This window comes from Photobacterium pectinilyticum (assembly GCF_024357955.1).
In the GTDB taxonomy this organism is placed as follows: domain Bacteria; phylum Pseudomonadota; class Gammaproteobacteria; order Enterobacterales; family Vibrionaceae; genus Photobacterium; species Photobacterium pectinilyticum.
On sequence record NZ_JANEYT010000005.1, the window covers coordinates 1 to 24048 of the forward strand.

Consider the following 24048-nt stretch of genomic DNA (forward strand, 5'->3'; position numbering starts at 1 on the left):
CGGGCTGTGATATCAGCGATCTGCTGCCCTATAGCAAAGGGCCCTTCAATAGCTAGGTGGGTAGAATTACCCGCTTACTAACAAACTAGCTGATGTCCGACATGGTAGATGGAGCTATGAATCTCAAGCCTTTTTAAAAATCACCTAGTATGGTGTCACATCAAACCAAATTGTGTGGTCATTGAATTAGTGCCTTCAACTGGGAGAAGGTTCTCCCTCAGACAGTGAAGCTATTTGATTTCAAAGCGCACCAAGTTGCACTTGGCGTGGTATGTAGATAACCCATTTTGATTTGTAGAGTTAACTTCTCTTTCGCTAAGTCTGTGAGGAAAGTTGGTCATTTAATGTTATAATCGCATCGTTATCTGGTGAAAAGCCAAATGGTGATGACACTCTCTGAAGAATGACATCCGATGATTTCGCTGTTGGTTTTTGTAAAGAATTGGGTCTGTAAATGACAAAACTTAACGAAAACCTTTACACTTTTAATGAGTTTTAACTACTACTCATTTAAAAACAGTGCTTTAGCTCGGTCGGTCAGTCAGTAAGGTGAGCGGAACCCTTCTGAGGCACTTGCTGTGTTGATAGGTCGTTGACCCAAAATATTAAGCCTCGCTAATGCGGGGCTTTTTATTATCTAAATCATATTGGCTGAGGGTTGAGTTTAGCGCTCTGCCGGACTGGACTTGGCTTTGATAAAATCGATGAACAACTTGGTTTTGACATGGTTGTAGTCAAGCTTGGGGTAGTAGGCATAGGCTGAATTCACGGGTTGTTTCAGCTCAGGCAATACCGGTACCAAAAGGCCCTTGAGCAGCTCTCTTTTGACCGTATTCTCACCCGATAGAATGATCCCCATACCTGCAACGGCCGCCGCTACCAGGGCTTCGGGGTTCTGGGTAGTAAAATTCCCTTTGAGTCGCAGTCGAATGTCGTTTTCAAACACGTGCTCTTGTTCATGGCCATGGGTGCCGTACATCAGGCAGTTGTGCTGCGCCAATTGTTCAGGGCTCTCAATTAGCGGCTTACCTTCGAGGTACGAAGGAGAGGCGTAGAAGCCATTGCTATAGTTGAACAGCTTTGTCGCAATGTAACTCGACGAGTTGAAGTCGGTTAACTCCCTGCTGATAAACACATCCAGGTTGAGGTCCGGCAACTGGCCCGGGGTATTGGTATGGAGTTCGACTTGGATGTTGGGGTAGACCTCAATAAATTCGGCCAGGTAGTTCACCAGCAAGCGGCTTCCGACGGCTAGCGGCGCACCAATCCGCAATACGCCGCTGACCTCACCGTAGGTCGAGGTGGTCTCTGCCAGCATCTGGTGCCAGTCATCGAGCAAGCGTGCACTGCGTTGGTAGAAAAGGCGGCCGGCATCGGTCATGGTGAGACTGCGGGTGGTGCGTTTGAGCAGCTGCACACCCAACTGCTTTTCCAGCCAAGCCAATCGTTTGGACAGTGCAGAGCTGGAAGTATTGAGCTTGGTGGCGGCCTGAGCGAGGGAGCCCTGGTCGACGACGGTAACAAAGCTTTTTGTGCAGGTGATCCAATCCATGTCGTAATTAACCCTATAGCGCTAGTGGGGAGCCGAAATGGCCGTTTTCCCTACACTACCATGAGTTTACGCTCGGTTCAGACTGTTTCTAATCCTGTTTGTTTTTGCAAAATTGTTAATTTGTCGACTTTAGCACTGACAGTACGATCAATAGAATGGTATTTTGCTTGCAATATACCACCGTTTCTTCGCCTTGCAGAAATGTGAAATGGCGAGGTATCTGTTTGACTTATTGATTTTTTTTGGCTGCTTATGAGAAAAGCTTCAGGGATGCGCTTAACCAACCGTCTGGTTGCCTTTGTTACGTTAATTGTGATTTGTGCAATTTTCGTCATTTTTATTGGCGGGGCGGTGAGTTTTCGCAAGTTAGGACAGGACTATCTCACTCATTATCTTGATGGTGTTGTGGAAGTGATCGACCAAGAGCTGGCTGATCCGCAGGGTTCGCAGGCCATTTCACGTTGGCTGCCTAAATTGCTTAAGGCCAGTAATGTGGTTGAGCTTGAGGTAGGCAGCGTCGCAGGGGCCGTTTATTCCTTTAAGGGGCTACAACCGATTGCAGATCCTAGCATCCTCCATGAAAGCCGCTACGAACTTGAACATAATCCCGGCTTCACCGTCACCATGAAGTCGCTCCCGCCTTATACCGAGTTTACCTATTCGATAGGGGCCATGTCGTCGATAAGTCTGGCGATCGCTATCATCATCTTGGGGCTGGTCTGGGGGATGGACTGGCTACGACGCCAGCTAGAGGGATCGGAACTGCTTGAGCACCGCGGCCGGCTGATATTGGCCGGGCGGGTCGAAGAGAACGAAGTGGGTGATGAGCGGGAGTGGCCAGCAACGGCCAGCCTTGCGTTGGACAAAATGATCGCCGAACTCAAGGATGCACGACAGGAGCGAAGCCGTTTCGATACCTTTATCCGTACCCACACCTTCCTTGATCAGCTGACTGGGGCGGCTAACCGAGTGTTGTTCGATAGCCGGTTGCAATCGATGTTGCAAGATCAGGAAACCCACGGTGCGGTTATCCTGATCCGAATTACTGATTGGGAGGAGTTGCTGGCCGATAAGGGCAAGGCCGAGGCCGATGAGCTAGTCCAGGATGTGGGGGGGATCTTGTCTAACCTGATCCAGCGTTACCCAGATACAGTACTGTCGCGTTATTTCGATGCTGAGTTTGCGATTTTGTTGCCTCAGCAGTCAGTGAAAGAGGTTAAGCAGTTCAGCAATGCGTTGATGAATGCACTGGACAGGCTATCACCGCCCGCGCCTCTGGAGCCGGATAACTGGTGCCATATCGGGGTGACCTTCTGTGCCAGCGGTGAGCGTCGTGGCCGGATCATGGATGAAGCAGATATGGCCCTGCGTAGTGCCCAGTTGCAGGGAACGAATAGTTGGTATGCCTTTAAAAAGGACCAGCAGTTTGAAGATGCCCGTGGCAGTGTGCGCTGGCGTACCTTGCTTGATGCAATATTTAATAGCGGTGGCCCGGTACTGTATCAGCAACCGGTACAGATGGTTGATGGCAGTCCTCTGCATCGTGAGTTGCTGTCCCGTATCCGTGATGAAAACGGCATGCTGATCAAAGCGTCACGTTTTCTTACTGCTGTCGAACAAGTGGGTTTCAATGCCCGGATGGATAGGTGCGTGGTGACCAAGGTGCTGCATATGCTCAAGAGTGAGCCGGTGACCGAGTCGATTTCCGTCAACCTCAGTGTTGAAGCCTTACTGGAGAAAAGTTTTGTCAAATGGCTACGGGATGAGCTGCTACAGACGCCGCGTACGGTACTCAATCGGTTGTCGTTTGAAATCCCCGAAGGGGGGTTGGTCAAACATCTTGATGCAATGCGCCCAGTCACCCGAATGTTGGTGGGACTCGGCTGTAAGCTGGTGGTCGATCAGGCCGGTCGTACCATTGTCAGTACTCACTACATCAAGGATATCCGCGCTGATTACATCAAATTGCACCGCAGCTTGGTGCGCGAAATAAACCTCCGTCAGGAAAATCAGCTATTCGTCAGGAGTATGTTGGGAGCCTGTGCAGATTCGGACGTTAAGGTTATTGCGGTGGGTGTTGAAAATGCCAGTGAGTGGCAGGTTCTCAAGCAACTAGGAGTCAATGGCGGTCAAGGTCGCTACTTTTCGCCTGAAATGTCAGCCGAACATGATCTTACCCAGGATAATAACTCACGGAAATTGTTTGGAAAAAACGCTGGATAGAGCAAAAAATCACTATTCATTATGAGATTTATCATTATAATGGTCAAAATATTGACACCTCATGGTCAAAATAGTTAAAGCCTTGCCATATCTCCTGATATAAGTCTGTTAAAGCCAAGTAGCCTGAAATGATAGTGAAGAAGTTATTTAGGAAGAAGACACATTCTCCTGTTGTAGGGATGGCATTGTTTGCCGACACCGTGGCCTTGGTGTATCAGGAAAATAAAGCATGGATCACCGATGAGCGGTCTGTGATCGGGCTTGTAGGGTGGCCTAATGCCATTAAATCTCTGATTGAACAGCACCAGCTCAAAGGCGCTAATATCCGTCTTGTCCTTGGCCATGGTTTATATCAAAGCATGCTGATAGATAAGCCAGAGCTACCGCGGGAAGAATACCCAACGGCCTTGCCGTTTTTGGTCAAAGAGCTGGTTAATGAATCGCCGATGGAGCTAGTGGCTGATGGTTTTGTTGCGCCGCTGAAAGATCGCCTGCAGGCCTTTTCTACCCAGAAAAAACAGATTGAGCCGCTGGAAAGAGCATGCCGGGAGGCCGGTTGTGAATTGATATCTGTTTCCGCTGAAGAGGTGGTATGGGGGCAGATAACGGCGTTTGAACGCAGCCAATTGGTGCTGCACCGTCGTGGTAAAACCAACCTGCAATTGTCTGCCTTCAAGCATCAGCTGTTGTGCTTCCAGCGCCAGCTGCGCGGTTTCAGCGTACCATTGTTGGCTGATGATGATAGCCCGTCATTGGAAAAGGGCTTACAGCTTGACGGCTTGGCACTGGAGCTGCAGCGCTCGCTCGACTTTCTCAGCGCCCAATTACGTGACGCTCCCATCACCCAGTTATTGATATCTTGCGATGATGATGATGACAGTGAACTGGCCCTAGCGCTGAGCCAGCGTCTCAATGTCAACGTTGAGCCTGTCACGCCTTCTCATCCGTCTTTGGCGAGCAATGCTGCCCGTGTTGCCTATTGTGCCGTCATTGAGCCAGAGCATGTGGGAATTAACTTTTACAGCGATGCCCTCAAACCGAAACTTGATCTGCTGACTTTGCCCAATATTGTCATGAGCTGGGTTGCGATCACCGCCATTTTGGCTGCATTGGCTGGCTGGTTCAGTTGGCAGAGCTACCAACAACAGCAGGAGCTGGCTTCAGAGCAGCAGCTCCTGCAACAGAAAACCGCCGAGGTCGAACGGGCCAAAGCCGCACTGACAAAGCATTTGCCAAGTCAGCTGAAAGTGGATGTTGCCAATGGGCTGGAACAGCACCTTGCCAATAAGCGGGCAGCGCTTGAGGCAATAGCCTTGCATGACAGCAGCTTGCAAGTCGGTTATGCCGGCATGATGCAGCAACTCTCGGCCGCGGCCAGTGGCGATATTTCAGTCCAGCACCTGCGGGTGAAAGGGCCGCAGCTTAACCTGGAAGGGTTGGCGCGAACGCCGGATGCGGTTCCCGCTTGGTTGCAGATGTTTAAGCAGTACCCATCGCTGTCGGATCGCCGCTTTAAATTGATGTCCTTGGGTCGAAACAAACAAAATATCGTGACCTTCAAGTTGCTGGCAGAGCGCAACCAGCCAGCAGCGCAGGCTGTTACGCCAGGAGTTGCCCAATGAGCCAGTGGCAGACGTTATGTGACAAATTTGAACTGCTGACCAAGCGCGAAAAATGGCTGATTGCCTTGTCGGGTTGGATAGCCCTGCTGTTTGTTGGCTTTGTGGTCATTATCGAACCGCAGGTCAAAGCCGTCGATGCCGCTAAGAGGCAGCTTCAGTCAGTGAAAAATGCCCTGATAACTAACACGAATCAGCTACTCGTGATGGAGCGCAAGCTTAAAGGCGATCCAGACGCCGACATTGATGAGCAAATCAGCGAACTGGAGCGACAGAATACCGATTTTGATGCCCTGCTGGATGGCCGGGTATCCAGCTTGGTTACCCCGGCAAAGATGTCGGCGTTGATGGAACAAGTGCTCCAGCATTCGCGCAAGCTCAAGTTGCTTTCACTTGAATCACTGCCGCCAGTCCAGCTGGTTGGTGGGGAAGATCAAGGCTACTTCATCCACCCGGTTAGGCTGACATTGCGCGGCCGCTATTTTGATTTGATCAGTTACCTTGAGCAACTAGAAGCGTTGCCTGTCCAGTATTACTGGCGCAGCATGGACTACCAAGTGGATAACTACCCTTGGGCAGATATCAAGTTGGAAGTCTACACACTCGGTATTAGCGAGGACTTTATTGGTGGTTAGATTAGTTATGGTGGCCGTGGCATGGTTGATGATGCCACTGGCACAGGCCGCGCAGGATCCTACTGCGCCATTGGGCTGGCAGGCACCAGTGGTCAAAGCTACCTCATCACGGGTGCGCCTCCCTCAATTGCAGGGCATATTTTGCGATCAGGATGGCCAGGCATGCTGGGCGATTCTTAACAGTGTGTCTGTCGGGACCGGCGGGCGGATCAGCGGTTATACCCTCAGCCAGGTGACGGATGACTTCGTTATCTTGCAGCGGGGTGGTCGACAATGGCGACTGGAAATGTTCGCCGATAACATAAAGTCAGAGTAAACAATAAGTGGTAAACATGCGTGGATTAATAATTGCCGTTGTCATGGCTTCCCTGGCAGGATGCTCGACCAATATGGGACACCGTGATCCGGTGGAAGTCAAAGGTGCTCTGAATCAGGCCGCCAACGAAGCCAATAGTCGACCGTTGATGGATCTGCCGACGGCAGTCAGCAATGATTTGATGCCGGGTCTCGATGGGATGGACTATGCCAGCCAGTCGGTGCTTGAAAAGCGCTTTCGGGTCAATGCCCGCAATGTCGATGCCAAAGCCTTTTTCGGCAGCCTAGTCAAAGGCACGCCATTTAATATGGTGATCCACCCAGAGGTTCAGGGCCGTATTTCCCTGACCCTCCGTGACGTTACGCTTGATGAAGTGTTGTCTGTGGTTTCTGACATTTACGGTTATAACACCACCCGCAAGGGCAACATTATCCAAGTCTTCCCAGCAACTCTTCGCACCGAAGTGATCCCGGTTGATTACCTTCAGCTAAAGCGTCGCGGTGTGTCCCTGACATCACTGACAACCGGCTCCATTACCAATAGCGATTCCGGTAACTCTGGCAGCTCTAGCAGTAACTCTGGCAATAACAGCAGTAATAATAGTAGTAACAACAGCTCAAGTACCACAACGGGCGGTACGACCATCGAAACGGTGTCGGAAAGTGATTTCTGGACGCAACTTGAAAAAGCTGTGCAAGCGATGATTGGTAGTGGCCAGGGGCGCAGTATTGTTGTTTCACCTCAGGCGAGTTTGATTTCGGTACGTGCTTACCCGAACGAGCTGCGTGAAGTGAAAGAATTCCTTGGTATTTCCCAGCAACGCCTCAAGCGTCAGGTGGTGTTAGAAGCCAAAATCATGGAAGTCACCCTGAGTGATGGCTATCAGCAAGGGATCAACTGGAGCAACATCACCAAGTCGATTGGCGGCACCGACATTATTTTTGGCCGTGGCGACATTTCTAACGGTAATATTCCGACCTTGCCGGGTGCAGATCCTATTGCCGCGTTACTGGGCGGCCAAACCAACATTACCATCTCTGACGGCAACTTCGATGCAGTACTGAGCTTCCTTGATACCCAAGGCGATCTGAATGTGCTGTCCAGCCCGAGAGTTACCGCTGCCAATAACCAGAAAGCCGTAATCAAAGTTGGTAGCGATCAGTATTTTGTCACCGACGTGTCGGGTGGTGAGGTCAACAGTGATGGTGGCACGGCATCACCGGATATCGAATTAACCCCGTTCTTCTCTGGGATATCATTGGATGTCACCCCACAAATTGGTGATGAAGGCAGTGTATTACTGCACGTTCACCCTGCGGTTATCGATGTTGAAACTGAGGTTCGCGACATTGCCTTGGGTGATACCTTCGGTACTTATCAGCTACCTCTAGCAAAGAGCTCTATCCGAGAATCGGATTCGGTGATCCACGCCCGCTCTGGTGATGTTGTTGTGATTGGTGGTTTGATGAAATCAGCGACGACGGATCAAGTCTCTAAAGTGCCACTACTGGGTGATATCCCCATGTTGGGCCACCTGTTCCGTAACGTGAACAAGCTACAAACCAAAACAGAGCTGGTGATCTTGCTTAAGCCTACTGTTGTCGGCGAGCAGACCTGGCAGCAGGAAGTGGAACGCTCCCGCGCCTTGATCAACGAGTGGTTCCCCGAAGAGGGCTAAGCCATGTACCTCGAGCATTTTGGTATGGTGTCAGCGCCTTTTGGCCTGACACCCAACACACACTTTTTCCATGCCTTGCCTCCGCACTTGGAGGCTATCGACACCACCTTGGCCGCGCTGGGGATGGGCGAGGGGATCATCCAGGTTGCCGGCGAAGTGGGTACGGGTAAAACCTTGGTCTGTCGGATGCTGATCAATCAGCTGCCTGAACATTTTGAGTTGGCTTACTTGCCGACACCGGCAGAGAGTGGCACCGCGCTACGAATTGCGCTGTCTCGTGAATTGGGGCTGGAAGGCGAAGGCGATAACAGCTTACTGGCCGACAGGTTGCAGCAAGCGCTGGTAGCGCGAAAAGCGGCAGGCAAAGCCGTAGTGGTGTTAATTGATGAAGCACAGGCGCTGCCGGATGATGCCCTGGAGGCGATTCGCCTGTTGGGTAATTTGGAAACCGAGCAAGAAAAGTTGCTGCACATTGTACTGTTGGGTCAGCCTGAGCTCGATAATCAACTTGCTAGGCATGAGCTGCGCCAGTTCCGTCAGCGAATCACATTCCGCAGTGAATTAAGGCCGTTGAATTTAGCCGAAACACTCGCTTATATCGAGCACCGCTTACACACCGCAGGTATCGAACGCGAGTTGTTTGCCTTGCCACAGGGCAAAGCGGTTTGGCAAGCCAGTGGCGGTATTCCGCGGCTGATTAATCAGCTGTGTCACAAGGCCTTGATTGCCGCATACAGCGAAAACAAATTGATGGTTGAGCGCAACGAGGTACTCGTGGCGATCCGCGATACCTTAGATGCGCGCCAACCGAAATGGACATACCCGGTATTATGGGGATGGCAATAACCGATGAGTGAACTGAATAAAAAGCTGAGTGCGTTAAGTCGCCAGCAGGGGCAAGGTCAAGAATCGGCTATCTCGCGCAGTGAGATAAAGCCAGCAACGATTAAGCCCGTAAAGCAAACAAACCTAACACCTTGGGCAACATTTGGCGTACTGAGCTTGGGTATCGTGATAGGTATTGGCGGCTGGCAGTTGTGGACAAGTAATGATCCCGTTGGTGAGGTCGTAATGGCGGTCAATCCGGTTGCGCCGGTGGAAGCGGCTCCCGCTGCATTAGTGGCAGAGGTCCCCGTTGTTGCAGAAAAGCCTGCGGCGCAGCCTGATCTAGCGCAGGTTGAATCGACATCCACTGTCGAAGCAGTGCCTAAGGCCGCCGCCAAACCAGCTCCGGCTCAACCTCCTAAAGAGGCCCCCGTCCCTGTAGTAAAGACTAAAGCATTAAAAGCTGAAGTATCCAAGACTGTTTCACCTAAACCTGTTGCGTCTAAATCCGAAACGCCTAAACCCAAAGCGTCTAAACCCAAAGCGCCTGAACCTGTTGTGACTCAACCAGTCACGGGAAAACCTGCAATGCCAGAGCCCGCAGTGTCATCAAGTGCTGACGGTGAAACCCATCAAATCGACGGCGTAGATATGATGGACGGCGATGAAAGCTTGATGATTGAAACCGTCGAGCTCGATGCCGGCCAATTGGCCCAGATTGAATACAGCAAAGCAGAAAAAGCCCTCAAGCAAGGGGATAGCCGCAAGGCCATTGGTTACCTGGAATCTGCGATCAAATACCAGCCTGAATGGATAACGGCACGCCAGAAGTTGGCGGCGCTGCATTACGGTAGGGGGGATACTCGCCGTGCGATAGCGACACTGCAAAAAGGGTTGTCCTTGGATGCTAACCAAGCGGATTTACGTTTAACCATGGCCAAGTTGCTGGTCAATGAATCGCAGCAGCAGGCAGCTCTGAATGTACTGAGCCAGTTACCAAGCAACACTCATAGCGGCTATTTGGCGATGCGCGGAGCATTGGCCCAGCAACTTAACCAGAATGAGCTGGCACTGAGCAGTTATCAGAGCCTAGTCAAAGCCGAGCCTTATGATGGCCGCTGGTGGCTGGGGCTCGGGGTCGCGCTTGAGCGTGGGCAAGATCGGGATCAAGCCGAGGAAGCTTATCAACAAGCATTGCGTATGGGGCAGTTCTCCGATGAGACGCAACAGTTCATTCGTCAACGTCTGGCCGTACTGGCCAGTATGAAGGGGTAACCATGGCACTTCGATTACGTAAACGCCTTGGCGATCTGCTGATAGAAGAAGGCATTGTCTCTCCTGACATGCTTGATCAGGCGCTGGACAACCAGCAGTCTACCGGCCGCAAGCTGGGTGACACCCTGATCAGCCTAGGCTTTCTGAGTGAACAGCAGATGCTGCAGTTCCTTTCTCGTCAGCTGGATATTCCGCTGGTCGACTTGAATCGTTTGACCGTTGATACCAATGCGGTCGCTTTGCTGGCCGAAGTCCATGCCCGCCGTTTGCGAGCACTGGTGCTCAGTGAGCAGGACGGTATGGTGCGGGTTGCCATGAGTGATCCGGCTGATTTGGCTGCGCAGGAAGCGGTGTATGATCAGCTGGGACAGTATCGCATCGAGTTGGTAATTGCCTCTGAGCGCCAGTTAATCACCGCTTTTGACCGCTATTACCGCCGCACCCAAGAAATAGTTTCTTTTGCCGAGCAACTGCAGGCTGAACACCAGCATCACTCAGACTACTCCTTTGGTCTGGACAATAACGACAATGATGAAGTCACTGTTGTAAAGCTGATCAACTCACTGTTTGAAGATGCAATTCAGGTCGGCGCTTCGGATATCCATATCGAACCTGACAGCGATGTACTGCGGATCCGCCAGCGTATTGATGGCGTGCTGCACGAAACCCTACTTAAAGAGTCCGGTGTTGCATCGGCTTTGGTATTGCGCTTGAAATTGATGGCGAGCTTGGATATTTCCGAAAAGCGCTTGCCACAAGATGGCCGCTTTAACCTGTCGGTGCGCGGTCAGTCGGTCGACGTGCGTCTTTCGACCATGCCGGTTCAGCACGGCGAATCGGTTGTGATGCGTTTGCTCAATCAGTCGGCAGGGATCCTCAGCCTCGAGCAAGTCGGCATGCCCGATGACATCTTGCAGCGCTTACGCCGCCAGTTGCGCCGGCCGCACGGTATGATTTTGGTTACCGGACCGACCGGTTCGGGTAAAACCACCACCTTATATGGCGCACTGAGCGAGCTCAACCAGCCGGGTAAGAAGCTGATCACCGCCGAAGATCCGGTGGAATACCGCTTGCCACGTGTCAATCAGGTTCAAGTTAACAGCAAGATTGGCCTGAGTTTCTCGTCGATTCTGCGTACTTTCCTGCGCCAGGATCCCGATATTATTCTCGTCGGTGAGATGCGTGATCAGGAAACGGTGGAAATTGGCTTGCGTTCAGCCCTAACCGGCCACTTGGTGCTTTCAACCCTGCACACCAATGATGCCATAGACAGTGCCTTGCGGATGATCGATATGGAAGCACCGGGTTATCTGGTTGCCAGTGCGGTGCGGGCAGTATTGGCCCAGCGTCTGGTAAGGCGGGTCTGTAAAGATTGCGCGACCGAGCATGATCTTGAACCGGCCAAGCAGCAGTGGTTGATGGCAAGGTTTCCGCATTTGGGGGACGCTAGATTCCTTAAAGGACGTGGCTGTCAGACTTGTAACTTTACCGGTTATCGTGGCCGTATTGGTGTGTTCGAATTATTGGAAATGCGCCCGGATATGATGGATGCACTTCGCGGCGGAGATGCTGTGTTGTTTAGCCAGATAGCCCGTCAGTCAACGGGCTATAAACCGCTTATTGAGTCAGCCATGGAGTTGGCGCAGCAAGGCGTCACCAGCTTGGATGAAGTGCTGGTGCTCGGTGAAGGCGACGAACACAATAGTTTCATGTTGTAACGGTTAGCAGGAAAAAAGCATGGCAGTATTTAATTACCGCGGCCGCAGTGCCCAAGGTGGCATCAAGCGTGGGCAGCTCGATGCCGCGTCGCAAGATGCCGCCGCAGACATCCTGATGCGCCAGGGTATTATTCCGCTGGAAATTCGCGAAGGCAAAGCCAAATCGTCAGGCCTTGATTTAAACCGTTTGTTTAAAAGCCGGATCCCGCTCGAGGTCTTGGTGATCTTTTGCCGCCAATTATACAGTCTGACCAAAGCCGGTGTGCCTTTGCTCCGTGCGGTACGAGGTTTGGGTCAGAGTGCTAGTCATCCTTTGATGCGCGAAACCTTGGATGCAGTCGTCGTCGAGTTGACTAACGGTAAGTCGTTGTCAGCGTCGATGAAAGCCCACCCAAGAGTGTTCTCCGAACTGTTTGTATCGATGATCAGCGTCGGTGAAAACACCGGTCGGTTGGACGAGACCTTGCTGCAGTTGGCGCAGTATTTCGAGCAGGAAATGGAAACCCGTCGCCGGATCAAATCGGCGATGCGTTACCCGACTTTCGTCCTTATCGCCATCACCCTAGCGATGTCGGTACTGAACATCAAAGTGATCCCGCAGTTTGCTTCTATGTTTAGCCGTTTCGGGGTTGAGCTGCCGTTGCCGACCCGGATCCTGATTGCAACCTCGAACGTCTTTGTTCATTACTGGCCCTTGATGATCGGTGCTGTTGTCGTAAGTTGGATTGGTCTTAAGGCGTGGCGTCAAACCCCTGCTGGCGGGGAAAAGTGGGATAAACTGCGGTTAAAAGTGCCAATTGTGGGCGATATCATCAATCGCGCTCAGCTATCGCGTTTTTCCCGGACTTTCTCACTAATGATACGCGCTGGTGTACCGCTCAATCAGGCGATTCAGATGTCGGCAGAATCGCTGGGTAACAACTACCTAGAAAACCGCCTGATAGAGATGAAAAACGGTATCGAAAGCGGTAGCAGTATTACTGCTATGGCTCGCCAGTCTGGGGTGTTTACCCCTTTGGTACTTCAGATGATCGCCGTCGGTGAAGAGACTGGTCAAGTTGATGAGCTGTTGCTTGAGGTGTCGGACTTCTACGATCGAGAGGTCGATTACGATCTCAAAACACTGACTGCACGTATAGAACCTATCTTACTGTTTATCGTTGCTATTATGGTGCTGGTACTGGCGCTGGGGATCTTCCTGCCAATGTGGAGTTTGCTCGATGTTGCACGCGGTGGCTAACCCTAAGTTCTCCAGCCATGTGCGTTGGTTTCTTTGGGGCGGTGTCATTTTCTTGATGATCTGGGTATTGCTTGTGGAGTGGCATAAGGTCCATGAAGAGGCTGAACGTACCAAGGTCAAATTGTTGGCGCAAACCATGAGCCGAAGTGCATCGGCAATACGCCAGCAGTGGGAGCTGGAAAATAAACCTAGCCACTCGCAAGCCAATGGTATCGAATATTCATTTACCCGTTATGGTTGGCCCATAATTATCCGAAATGAGCATATTGATTGCGCAGAAATGTGGGACTTATTGTCTTCACGGCGTGCGTCGATCGATTACATCAACCTTGTTGATAAAAAGAAAGTGAGATCAGAACGTTATAATTCGTGTTATTTCCAAATTACTAACGGAAAATGGCTAGCATTATTTTATGAAAATGAGACAATACACACCAACGGTTTTTTGACGCTTCCCGAGTAGTGGTGACGTCGATTTGACAAAAACAAAAAAAGGGTAAGTAAAGATGAAGAAACAAGCCGGTTTTTCGTTGGTGGAATTGGTGATCGTCATTATCGTGGTTGGCCTGCTGGCAGTTGCCGCCCTACCGCGATTCCTGAACGTCACGGATGAAGCTAAAAAAGCACAAATTGAAGGTGTCGCGGGTGGTTATGCGACAGCGGTTCTGTCTGCTCGTGCGCAGTGGGAAGCTTACGGTCGTCCAGTACAAGGTGAATTTAATCGTGTTAATTACGACGGCACTGAATTTTATCTTTCTACAAAATCAAAAGATAGTTTCTTGACTGGCGAAGGTTATCCTGTTTCTGCCAATCAGAATCAAATTAACGATATTGATGAGACTGACTGCGTATGGTTGATGGAGGAGTTACTACAGAATCCTCCTCAAGTGACTAGTGACTCGGCAGAGGCTGTTGATGGTAAGAATCAATTTTATGCTATCGATGCTAGCTCTGGTGTCAATAAAGAATGCCGTTACTATCAGCTAGCGTCAGCAAACTCTCAAGGTACAACAAACAATATTACCTCAGGGCATTACTTCAGCTACAAGCCAGCAAAGGGCCAAGTTGAAGTTACATTAAAATAAGTTGGAGTAAATTATGAAACGTCAAGGCGGTTTTACGCTAATTGAAATGGTTGTGGTAATTGTCATTCTGGGTATTCTCGCCGTGACAGCAGCGCCACGTTTTTTGAACTTGCAAGATGATGCACGTAACTCTTCACTGCAAGGGTTAAAAGGTGCGATTAATGGTGCCGGCGGTATTACTTACGGTAAAGCTGCAATTGAAGGCCAGGAAGGAGCTACTGGTAAAATTAATCTACCAGGTGGTGAGCTTGATCTTATCTATGGTTATCCTGATGCAACGTCTGCTGCTTTAGCGTTGGTAGTTGACGGTATTGGTAATACTGATGAATGGAAAGCGTTTGACGCGAAAGCGGATGTAGGTTCCAAAAGTATTAAATATACTTTTGCTAATCAAACTGTTCCAAATCCAATTGGTGACTTTAATTGTTATGTACAGTACTCCCAGGCAACCTCAGCAGCTGGTGCTACTGTGACTGTCCCTGAAGATGCTTGTAAATAATTAGATTTAGCGCTCCTCGGAGCGCTATTTATTCAGGGTGATAGTTTCGATTATTGCCCTAAATAAATAGAGACCAACAATAACCTCCCGGGTGATTAATGCCCCGACATTACGGAAAAACCTACGCCAAAAGCGCCGGCTTTACGCTCCTCGAACTTATCATTGTTATCGTGCTGGTCGGCATTATCAGTGTGACGGCCGCTTCGCGTCTGTTTGGTCGCAGTGGTTTTGATGCGGTGCTGGCCCGTGACCAAGCGATTTCCCTCGCCCGTCAAATTCAACTGGTGGGAATGAACAGCCCGATAAATCCGGCTAATCCAAATAGCTGCCTTGCTCTCCACATAAGTACCACAGAGTTTGGATCAGAAAACTGCGCGAGCAATAGCCACTCTACTCGTAAGCTGACTTTTGATCACGATATGGTTAAGTTTGCTTTGTTTGATGGGGTAAACCCGCAGCGCTCCGCTGCCATTTACTTTGATATGCTCGGTCGCCCTTCGGTGGTTAATAATCAGCAATTGCAGCGCATTTGCACGGTATCAAATTGTCAGGTGACGATCACTTCACGCAATGGCGAGCAAGCCAGTTTGTGTATCAATAGCGAGGGGTTTATTAATGATTGTACCCTCTAAGCCTCGCTTTTCTCGCCTATCTCGTTTGCCAAATTCGCCTCGTCAGCAGGGCGGTTTTACCTTGATTGAAGGCATCATCACCATAGTGATCCTCGGCATTGCCATGGTGACCCTGACCAGTTTTTTGTTCCCGCAGGTTGAACGATCTGCCGCGCCTTATTACCAAGCCCGTGCCGCGGCGATCGGCAATGCCTTTCTCAATGAAATTCTCTCGCGCAAGTTCGATGAAAATACAGACCCGTTCGGCGATAGCGTGGTGCGTTGTGGTGAAACCCATGAGGGAATCGCCTATACCTGCAGTGAGCCAAATGAGCAAGGTGTCTGGCCGATAGATAAAGCGAGTGAGTACTTCGACTACGTGGTGCCGGGCAGCTCACTGCCTGCAGGGAAAGGGTTGGTCGTGGCGATTGCCAATGATGTCGATGATTTTCATGGTTGCTGGGGCGATTTATCGCTTTGTTATGACCGTTACAGTGATAGCCAGTTTCCTTGGCGCGGAGCGATAGAAAATCTCACTGGTGAGGAGGTGGCTGAAGCGGACACTTACCGTAATATGACAGTGAAGGTCGATATCCGCTATGACAATCGCTTCAACACGGCGGATTCGCAAAACTCGACTTATCCCCATCAGCACAAGCGAATTGTGGTCGAAGTCGATACCGGTCGTTACGGCAAGTTTGATTTTGTTGCCTACCGGAGTAACTACTGATGCTGACTACGAAACCATTTTCGATGAGAAAAAGCCAAGGTTTCACGCTGATGGAGATGGTTATTGCTTTGGTGATCCTCGGTATTATCTCTTTGGCTATAGGCAGTTACCTTCAGTTTGGCGCAGAGGGTTATGTCAGTACGGTTAGCCGTGACCGTGTCCAGTCTCAGGCCCGTTTTGCCCTCGAAAAAATGACTCGTGAGATTCGTCATGCCGCTCCCAATAGCCTTGCATCAACGGGAAGCTGTATCAGCTTTTATCCTATTTATTACGCAGGTTTTACCCTTGGCAATACTCGAACAATGAGTGTTGAGTTAGTGCCGATTATCGGTACGGCTGAGCAGTGGCAGACAATATCCAGCAGTGACAAATTGGCACTGGCAGCGGGGTTGGGTAATTCAGCCGAGTATGCCGAGCAACCTTTTAAAATCAACCGTGTAGATGCTGGGCCGGATGGCAATGGGACGGTGTTAGTGAATGTCACTGCACCGCTTGAGAACCGCTCTCCGGCTAATCGTGCTTACGCCTACGGCTTGCCGGTATCATTCTGCTTGGAGGCCAATGTGCTAAGGCGTAAGTTTGGAAACAGCAGCGTAGTGATAGCCGAGCAGGTTTCTGGCTTTGATGTCGCCGTGAATGGCAAGGGGTTGGAAAACAACAGCATGGTTCACATTAACTTGGCATTCCAAGATGGCCGGACAGGTGAACGCTTTAGCTACGAACATACAGTGCAGGTGATCAATGTTCTATAGCAGGCAGCGCGGCAGCGCGTTAGTGGTATCGCTATTTATTATTACCGTGATGGGGGCCTTTGCCGCTGCGATGATCCGTATTGATTGGTCCGGGCAGGATACTACTGCCCGCGAAGTGTTCGCGACCCGAGCTTGGTATGCCGCCCACTCAGGCAACGACATTGTCTTGAGCAAATTGTTCCCGCTCGGGAAAACGGTATCAGAACCTTTGGCCTGTGAGCAAACTTACGATTTCAATAAAGACGCCGAGTTGTTTTCGTGCCAGAAATTACAGGTTATCTGTAAAACCTATAGCTACAAAGAAAATGGCCAGCCAGCCAATAAATATCAATTAGAAAGCACGGCAACTTGCGGCAGTGGGCAGTTTTCAACGACCCGTACCCAAGAAGTGTGGGCGAAGGACTTGGAGATTGCATTACCATGAGGGCCATTAAACTCTGTCTTTGGTTATTGATGCTGGTAATCGCTCCTCCGGCTTCAGCGTTGGAATTCCGTTTTGGTGAGTACCAGTTATCAGATCAGGGAATTGCTGATTGTATCGGTATTGGGGCAGCAAAAAGCTGTGAAATTAAATTTGATCAGCCTTTTAGCACTAAACCTCTGGTGTTTCTGATGCCCACGATCGAAGAGGGAGATGGCCGGGATGCACCTTCTACCTTGCGCCTTATCAATGTAACTAAAACCGGTGCTACGTTCCGGCAATATATTGCTCCGATGAGAAGTGGGATCGAGCTCAAGTCAGTTGGAAATATATGCTCTCCCAACACGAAGAGTAACTACTGTTTGGAAACGGTACCGATGGATAAAGTGCGATATTTTGCCATTGAGCCCGGAACGCTGAATTTTGGTGATAAGGGGCGGATACAAGCTGGCACTGTTGAGATCAGTCGGTACTTGGTGGGAGGCAATGGCGTCAACAACAATAACCTACAGGATGTATCATCACCGGTAAATTATAATGCCGCGTTTAATAATCCAGGGGTACTGCTTAGCCTGCAAGGAAATGGCCAGACTGACATAGGTTCTCAGCAGCGTTGGGTTACGCCAGTGGTGACTGCAGTACAGCAAGACTTGAACAGGGTTTTTGTTGCTTTGGATCGCTCTGAGCTGGCGAGTGGCGGTCATTATGGTGGCGAAGCGCAAGAGGTGGCATATATCGTCGCTGAGGGGCAAGGGAGTCATAAAGGCTTGCAGTTTGCGATGGGGGCGGGGGCAACCCTGAATACCTTGGTTAACGGCTTGAAGCAGTTCGATCAAGTGACTGAACCTACGCTACGCCAATGTGCTGCAACGACATCGGTACCATCTGGTTTTTCCAGTGAGCCTTTTATTATCGCCTCGAAAAATTCACGCAAAGGCAACAATGGTGGCTGGATCCGTTTATGTCGACTGGGGCCGTCTGGGAGTGACGGTTATAACGTAAGTTTTGTAAATGATGAAGATCTAAACGAAGGGAAACTTAACAGCGTTGAGCGTAAGCATCTTAGCGAGGACATTGGTTATATGGCTTTCCAGCGTAAGGCGAGCGAAGCAACGTGTGAAGTATTCCCTGGACCTGCTCAGACTTGGACTGATCGCAGTAATTATCAAGCCAAACTCCATCATTTGGCTTTGATTAATGGTACTTACCAAGAGAATGGTGGGCATTACCTGTGGTTTAACACGACATCGAATGGCACGTCTACCGCTTGTGATGGTCAAGCATGTCTCTACCCTACCAATGCACAGCCTGATAAGTGGGCCACAGAGGTTGAACTCGGCGACTTCGTGGTTACGGATCAGAACGCGCCTGATTATGGTCAAGATAATACTCTTGAAGAGTACGGCACATTTTATATGGGGAATGCCACCGATAAGGTTGAAGAGCTTCGCAATGGGGCTGGTGAGCGTATTCGTTTATTGGAACTAAATAATGGGGCGGCCTTGCATTTATATGAAGGCACTTATTGGTTTGAAGAGATACGGATTAATTCGGCAAGTCATATTGTTACTCACGGTAATGTCATTGTTCATACCAAGAATTTGAATCTAGCTGATTTCTCTACAATGGGCCCGCAAAGTGGTGAGCCGGATTCGTTACAACTATATGCTCATGAAGGCAAAAACATTGAGGATACCAATGTTTATTTGAGTAAAGGTAGCTCTATAACAGGCTTGGTCTATTCACAATCTGAAGTAACCTTGGCTGGTGGAGATTGTAAAAGTGATAATGATTGTGAGGTTACATCAATTACCGGCGCGGTGACGGCGGCCCGGTTGGAGATGAATAGCAGTAAGTATATCCCGACGGCAGTGATCAACGGCAACAGCTCTTGTTTTGACACCACGCCAGATTTCACTTTGGACATAACCCCTGATTGGCAACAGAACATGTTGTGTGAGAGCCAGGAGGTGTTGTTCAGCCTAGCGCCTGACGATGCTGGCGGGGATACCTTTGACGGTGGTATCACGGTCAGTATTACGGCTAAGTCTGGACAGTCGGCTTCTGGGGTTTGGTCGACCTCGGCGCTGGAAGGGAGTAATTACGGCCAGCCTTTTCAAGATGGGGTACCTTTTACGGTGCCGGTGAGTGCGCTTGATAACAACAAAAAACAGCTGTGGTTCAAGAGTGACTATCTCGGTGAACTAGAGTTAACGGCAACCATTGACGGTCTCAGCGGTAATCCTCCGGTTGGTCGGTATCAGTTTTTACCAGGGGGCTTTGTTATCACACCTAACCCCTTGCGGCTAGTCGCCGGAAGGCCTGCGGAAATCACAGTGAAGGCGATGGCCTGTGATACCGGTGATTCTGTTATCAGTGAATATTCTGGAAACAAAACGCTGGACATCAAAACAAAATACGACAAGCCTGCAACGAGCAATAGCCGTAACGATAAAGTTGTGCTGCAAAATACCGCGGGTACAGACATTAAAACTTGGCAAGGCTCGCAGGGCCAATTCGCCTTTGTTGATGGTGTCGCCAGTGGTATCCCTGTCAAATACGACGATGCCGGTGAGATGACGCTGACTTTATCTGATCCTAAGTGTACTAAGGACAGCTGTGATTTGGCTTCTATCGGTGGCGAGTCTTCGCAGATCAAGCAGTTGCCAACAGGTTGGCAGGGATTAACTGGGTCGGTATTGGTTCAAAGTCGCCCTTACACATTTGCTTTGTGTAATGCTGGTGCTCACGCTGTTGAGCTGGCAACCGGAACGGCATACAACGGTGACGCATTCATTTCCGCGGGCGAAGTATTCCAGACCAAGGTTAAACCCGTGATTTGGTTTGAGAGCGATAATGCTAACAATGATATCGATGACAGTGGCAATGCTACCGCAATGGTGGATAGTCGCAATCTATGCCAAAGGGCTATCACACCGAACTTCTACGCCAGTGATGCACCGAAAGCGACAGTGGCACTTTCCATCCCTTCAGGGGAAGGGGTCAAACCGCATTCGCCAACTGAAGATGGGGCGATTAGCGGTAACTTGAGCAGTACACCATTGAGCAATGAGGCCGTACAAAGCAATGACTTTTCCGCCAGCTGGGATGAAGTAGGCAGTATTCAATTGCAGGCCTCGACTTTGGGTGATTATTTGGGAATGACTATGAATATGGGCTATCGTCCGGTTGGTCGCTTCTACCCTGATTCTTTTACTATTGTCTCTGTTGAAAGTGGTAAAAAATACCCTGACAGCCAATCATTTGTTTATATGAACCAGCCGTTTACTGCTCAATTCAAGGTCGAAGCACAGAATGCTGCAGGGGAGCCAACCCAAAACTACGGACACTTTGCGCCTCCAAAGCAGGTCGCCATTGAGATTGCTGCGATAGATACCAATGTCGAACGTGGAAAGGTCAATGATTTAGGTGGGCGAATTGATTGGGGAGGGCTACCTAGCAGTTGGAATAAAAACTGGAATAATGCACACATTACGGTGGATTGGTTTACCCTGGCCTTTAAGCGGGATGTCAAAAGTGCCGCTTCACAAGATAAGGCCGTCACCACTGAGCCTGACGGCCCCTATGATGTTGCGTTGGGTATTATGCGGGAGAGTATGGGCGTCAATGAGGCAAATTCTATTGGCTACCCGGGCATTGAAGTCGATCACGAGCTGTTCCCGTGCGATCTGAGTAAGGATGGTTGCACTGATGCTGACTCTAGGGGGGTAATGGAATTTGCAACGTTTAATACTCGCTATGGCCGTATGGCACTAGATGGTGTCTCCGGCCGCTTCGACAGTGAATTGTCGATCCCACTTCGGGTTGAGTATTGGGACAGTCCTTTGACAGATTGGGTGAGGAACACCCAAGACAGCCGTGCTGCCTTTAATGGCCAGCTAGCGTGCAAACAAATTATTTCCCAATCTGACACTGCCGTGACAAGCGCCTCGTACACTCAAGGCTCTGGACATGTAGAGTCAGGGGATATCCGCTCCGGCGAGTTTGTTGCGGTGCCAACAAACGCAAAAGATGATGACGGTAATCCATTGATTTACCGTGAGCAGGTACGTTTTTGGCAGAAAGTGATTAGCGATAAGCCTAAAGCGATAGATAATGAACCTGAAATCCGTTGTGAAGGCGGACCTTCCAGTGACCATAGCAATTATCAGCCATGGTTGACGTTCGACTGGCGTGGTAAAGGTGATGAGAGCCCGCACTCGACAGTGACCTTTGGTGCCTTCCGAGGTAACGACCGCGTGCTCTACCGCGGTGAAAAAGGCATTAATACAATGCTCGATTAAATAAAATGCCGATCTGTGGCAGGTTTGACAAAGCTTACCTTGTCTCGATCCGCCCCCCTTGATACATTTAGCGCAATTTAACGAATTTGTGAGCTTGCAGGATTAGCCGAAGACTATGTTTAAAAAACTTCGTGGCATGTTTTCTAATGACCTGTCTATTGACTTGGGTACAGCCAATACCCTTATTTACGTCAAAGGACAGGGCATCGTACTGGATGAACCATCAGTAGTAGCGATCCGTCAGGATCGTGCCGGAGCAACAAAGAGTGTGGCCGCAGTCGGTCACGACGCCAAGCAGATGCTGGGGCGTACTCCGGGCAATATCGCGGCAATCCGTCCGATGAAAGACGGTGTTATCGCGGACTTTTATGTTACTGAGAAAATGCTTCAGCATTTTATCAAGCAGGTGCATGACAACAGCCTGCTGCGTCCAAGCCCACGAGTTCTAGTTGCGGTTCCTTGTGGCTCTACTCAGGTTGAACGCCGTGCTATCCGTGAATCTGCCCAAGGTGCAGGTGCCCGTGAGGTATATTTGATCGATGAACCAATGGCGGCGGCGATCGGTGCTGGCATGCCAGTATCAGAAGCAACCGGTTCAATGGTGATCGATATCGGTGGTGGTACGACAGAAGTCGCAGTGATCTCGCTAAACGGTGTGGTTTACTCATCGTCTGTGCGTATCGGTGGTGACCGTTTCGATGAAGCGGTTATCAACTATGTACGCCGTAACTACGGCAGCCTGATCGGTGAAGCAACCGCTGAACGTATCAAGCACGAAATCGGCTCGGCTTACCCGGGTGACGAAGTGCGTGAAATTGAAGTTCGCGGCCGTAACCTAGCCGAAGGTGTACCACGCAGCTTTACCCTGAATTCCAACGAAATTCTAGAAGCGCTGCAAGAGCCGCTAACAGGTATCGTATCTGCCGTTATGGTTGCACTAGAGCAGTGTCCACCAGAACTAGCGTCGGATATCTCTGAGCGCGGTATGGTACTGACTGGTGGTGGTGCGCTGTTGCGTGACCTTGACCGTCTATTGACCGAAGAAACCGGTATTCCAGTGGTAGTGGCAGACGAGCCGCTAACGTGTGTTGCCCGTGGCGGCGGCAAGGCCCTGGAAATGATCGACATGCACGGTGGCGATCTATTCAGCGAAGAATAATGCCCGCCCGGGCATATCGACAAACAGGTTATAGTGTTACATGAAACCTATCTTTGGCAGGGGGCCTTCCCTGCAACTGCGCCTGTTTCTTGCCATTTTACTGTCGGTTGGCCTTATGCTAGCCGACAGTCGTCTTGACGCCTTTGCCAACGTCCGTTACCTACTCAATTCAGCTATCTCTCCATTGCAATATGCGGCCAATTTGCCGCGTGATTTGCTCGGTGGTGTATCCGGACAGTTCAGCTCGCACCGGCGTCTGCTGGCAGAAAACAAAGCTTTGCAACGTGATCTGCTGGTTCAGCAGAGTGACGTATTGCTGCTCGAGCAGCTAAAACAAGAAAACCAGCGCCTGCGTGAGCTACTAGGCTCGCCGTTTGTTCGCGATGAGAAAAAGCTAATCGCCGAGGTAATGGCTGTTGATTCAGATCCCTACAGTCATCAGGTGATGATCGATAAGGGACGGGTAGACGGTGTCTACGAAGGCCAACCAGTGATCAACGAGAAGGGGATTGTCGGCCAGGTTTCGTATGTGGGCGCCCACAACAGTCGGGTCTTGTTGCTGATTGACCCAACTCATGCGATCCCGGTTCAGGTAGTCCGCAATGATATTCGGGTCATTGCTTCTGGCAGTGGCCAGATAGATCAGATCCAGCTGGAGCACGTGCCAAGCAGTACCGACATCGAAGTGGGTGACTTGCTGGTGAGCTCTGGTTTGGGTGGCCGTTACCCAGAAGGGTATCCGGTTGGCAACGTGACTGAGTTTTCGTTTGATAACAAACGTCCGTTTGCTCAGATAAAGGCGAAGCCAACCGTACAGTTTGATCGTCTGCGTTATCTGCTGTTGGTATGGCCAACTCCGCGTGAAACCTTGACTGAAGGAGAGTTCAATAGTGGCGAATAGTCGCGCTAACGGCCGAATGTGGATTTGGCTGTCGTTTTTAATTGCGCTGATTTTGCAAGCTGCTCCTTGGCCAGGAGAGCTGGAGCCTTTCCGTCCCTCCTGGGTAGTGCTGGTTGCCTTTTACTGGGTGTTGGCGTTGCCGCACCGGGTGAACGTCGGGACGGCATTACTGCTGGGCTTGCTGTGGGACTTGATGCTCGGCTCGACGTTAGGGGTACGTGGCTTGATGATGTCAGTACTGTGCTACATCGTCGCACTTAACTTCCAGGTATTGCGTAATCTCTCATTATGGCAGCAGGCCCTGCTGGTTGCCTTACTGACACTCGGTGGTAAGTTGGTCGAATTCTGGGCCGAATACTTAGTATCGGTGATCACTTTTGACCCTGAAAGACTGTGGGCTGTGTTACTTAACTTCTTGTTATGGCCATGGTTATTTCTGCTGCTGCGACGGATGCGACGTAAGCTCTCAATTCGTTAAATTAGTCTCCCAATGGGATCCGTTCAG

At 50.3% G+C, this 24048-nt stretch carries 21 protein-coding genes; 20 read left to right on the forward strand and 1 reads right to left on the reverse strand.

Translation table 11 applies throughout. The annotated features are described in order from the left end of the window. Positions 1–664: 664 nt before the first annotated feature. Positions 665–1552 carry a LysR family transcriptional regulator gene (locus NHN17_RS03410; protein ID WP_255040735.1) on the reverse strand — a complete coding sequence of 296 codons (888 nt, stop codon included), beginning with the start codon at positions 1550–1552 and terminating at the stop codon, positions 665–667. Between the two features lie 252 nt (positions 1553–1804). Between NHN17_RS03410 and csrD the strand changes: the two genes are divergently transcribed. From csrD to mreD, 20 genes are all read left to right on the forward strand, one after another. Further along, the gene (gene csrD / locus NHN17_RS03415; protein WP_255040736.1) at positions 1805–3775 is read left to right on the forward strand and encodes an RNase E specificity factor CsrD; all 1971 of its coding nucleotides are present in this window, start codon (positions 1805–1807) and stop codon (positions 3773–3775) included. A 128-nt stretch (positions 3776–3903) separates the two neighbouring features. Beyond that, positions 3904–5397: a PilN domain-containing protein gene (locus NHN17_RS03420; RefSeq protein WP_255040737.1), complete on the forward strand. Its 1494-nt coding sequence runs from the start codon at positions 3904–3906 to the stop codon at positions 5395–5397. Continuing rightward, the gene (locus NHN17_RS03425) at positions 5394–6029 is read left to right on the forward strand and encodes an MSHA biogenesis protein MshJ (RefSeq protein ID WP_255040738.1); all 636 of its coding nucleotides are present in this window, start codon (positions 5394–5396) and stop codon (positions 6027–6029) included. Before NHN17_RS03420 ends, NHN17_RS03425 begins: the two co-directional genes overlap by 4 nt. After that, the gene (locus tag NHN17_RS03430; protein WP_255040739.1) at positions 6022–6345 is read left to right on the forward strand and encodes an MSHA biogenesis protein MshK; all 324 of its coding nucleotides are present in this window, start codon (positions 6022–6024) and stop codon (positions 6343–6345) included. Before NHN17_RS03425 ends, NHN17_RS03430 begins: the two co-directional genes overlap by 8 nt. 16 nt (positions 6346–6361) lie before the next feature. Continuing rightward, the gene (gene mshL, locus NHN17_RS03435) at positions 6362–8023 is read left to right on the forward strand and encodes a pilus (MSHA type) biogenesis protein MshL (RefSeq protein ID WP_255040740.1); all 1662 of its coding nucleotides are present in this window, start codon (positions 6362–6364) and stop codon (positions 8021–8023) included. Positions 8024–8026: 3 nt separating this feature from the next. Further along, a complete protein-coding gene (locus NHN17_RS03440) occupies positions 8027–8869 on the forward strand; it encodes an ExeA family protein (RefSeq protein WP_255040741.1) in 843 nt (280 codons plus the stop codon). Positions 8870–8872: 3 nt separating this feature from the next. After that, the gene (locus NHN17_RS03445) at positions 8873–10123 is read left to right on the forward strand and encodes a tetratricopeptide repeat protein (protein WP_255040742.1); all 1251 of its coding nucleotides are present in this window, start codon (positions 8873–8875) and stop codon (positions 10121–10123) included. 2 nt (positions 10124–10125) lie between these two features. Further along, positions 10126–11841, forward strand: a complete 1716-nt coding sequence (locus tag NHN17_RS03450; RefSeq protein ID WP_255040743.1) for a GspE/PulE family protein — start codon at positions 10126–10128, stop codon at positions 11839–11841. Positions 11842–11860: 19 nt separating this feature from the next. Further along, positions 11861–13081, forward strand: a complete 1221-nt coding sequence (locus NHN17_RS03455; RefSeq protein ID WP_255040744.1) for a type II secretion system F family protein — start codon at positions 11861–11863, stop codon at positions 13079–13081. Continuing rightward, positions 13062–13544: a hypothetical protein gene (locus tag NHN17_RS03460; protein WP_255040745.1), complete on the forward strand. Its 483-nt coding sequence runs from the start codon at positions 13062–13064 to the stop codon at positions 13542–13544. The genes NHN17_RS03455 and NHN17_RS03460 overlap by 20 nt, the downstream gene beginning before the upstream one ends. 43 nt (positions 13545–13587) lie before the next feature. Continuing rightward, the gene (locus tag NHN17_RS03465) at positions 13588–14166 is read left to right on the forward strand and encodes a prepilin-type N-terminal cleavage/methylation domain-containing protein (protein WP_255040746.1); all 579 of its coding nucleotides are present in this window, start codon (positions 13588–13590) and stop codon (positions 14164–14166) included. 13 nt (positions 14167–14179) lie between these two features. After that, positions 14180–14665, forward strand: a complete 486-nt coding sequence (locus tag NHN17_RS03470; protein ID WP_255040747.1) for a type II secretion system protein — start codon at positions 14180–14182, stop codon at positions 14663–14665. A gap of 98 nt (positions 14666–14763) precedes the next feature. Then, entirely contained in the window at positions 14764–15297 is a 534-nt protein-coding gene (locus tag NHN17_RS03475; RefSeq protein ID WP_255040748.1) for a prepilin-type N-terminal cleavage/methylation domain-containing protein, read from the forward strand. After that, the gene (locus NHN17_RS03480; protein WP_255040749.1) at positions 15281–16006 is read left to right on the forward strand and encodes a type IV pilus modification PilV family protein; all 726 of its coding nucleotides are present in this window, start codon (positions 15281–15283) and stop codon (positions 16004–16006) included. Before NHN17_RS03475 ends, NHN17_RS03480 begins: the two co-directional genes overlap by 17 nt. Next, complete coding sequence (locus NHN17_RS03485; protein WP_255040750.1) at positions 16006–16758, forward strand: PilW family protein; 753 nt, start codon at positions 16006–16008, stop codon at positions 16756–16758. Before NHN17_RS03480 ends, NHN17_RS03485 begins: the two co-directional genes overlap by 1 nt. After that, entirely contained in the window at positions 16748–17182 is a 435-nt protein-coding gene (locus NHN17_RS03490; RefSeq protein ID WP_255040751.1) for an MshP protein, read from the forward strand. The genes NHN17_RS03485 and NHN17_RS03490 overlap by 11 nt, the downstream gene beginning before the upstream one ends. Further along, the gene (locus NHN17_RS03495) at positions 17179–21483 is read left to right on the forward strand and encodes a DUF6701 domain-containing protein (protein WP_255040752.1); all 4305 of its coding nucleotides are present in this window, start codon (positions 17179–17181) and stop codon (positions 21481–21483) included. The genes NHN17_RS03490 and NHN17_RS03495 overlap by 4 nt, the downstream gene beginning before the upstream one ends. Before the next feature lie 115 nt (positions 21484–21598). Next, positions 21599–22642 carry a rod shape-determining protein gene (locus NHN17_RS03500; RefSeq protein ID WP_107350074.1) on the forward strand — a complete coding sequence of 348 codons (1044 nt, stop codon included), beginning with the start codon at positions 21599–21601 and terminating at the stop codon, positions 22640–22642. Positions 22643–22682: 40 nt separating this feature from the next. Further along, the gene (gene mreC / locus NHN17_RS03505; protein ID WP_255040753.1) at positions 22683–23543 is read left to right on the forward strand and encodes a rod shape-determining protein MreC; all 861 of its coding nucleotides are present in this window, start codon (positions 22683–22685) and stop codon (positions 23541–23543) included. Further along, a complete protein-coding gene (mreD, locus tag NHN17_RS03510; RefSeq protein ID WP_255040754.1) occupies positions 23533–24021 on the forward strand; it encodes a rod shape-determining protein MreD in 489 nt (162 codons plus the stop codon). Before mreC ends, mreD begins: the two co-directional genes overlap by 11 nt. The last annotated feature ends 27 nt before the right edge of the window (positions 24022–24048 follow it).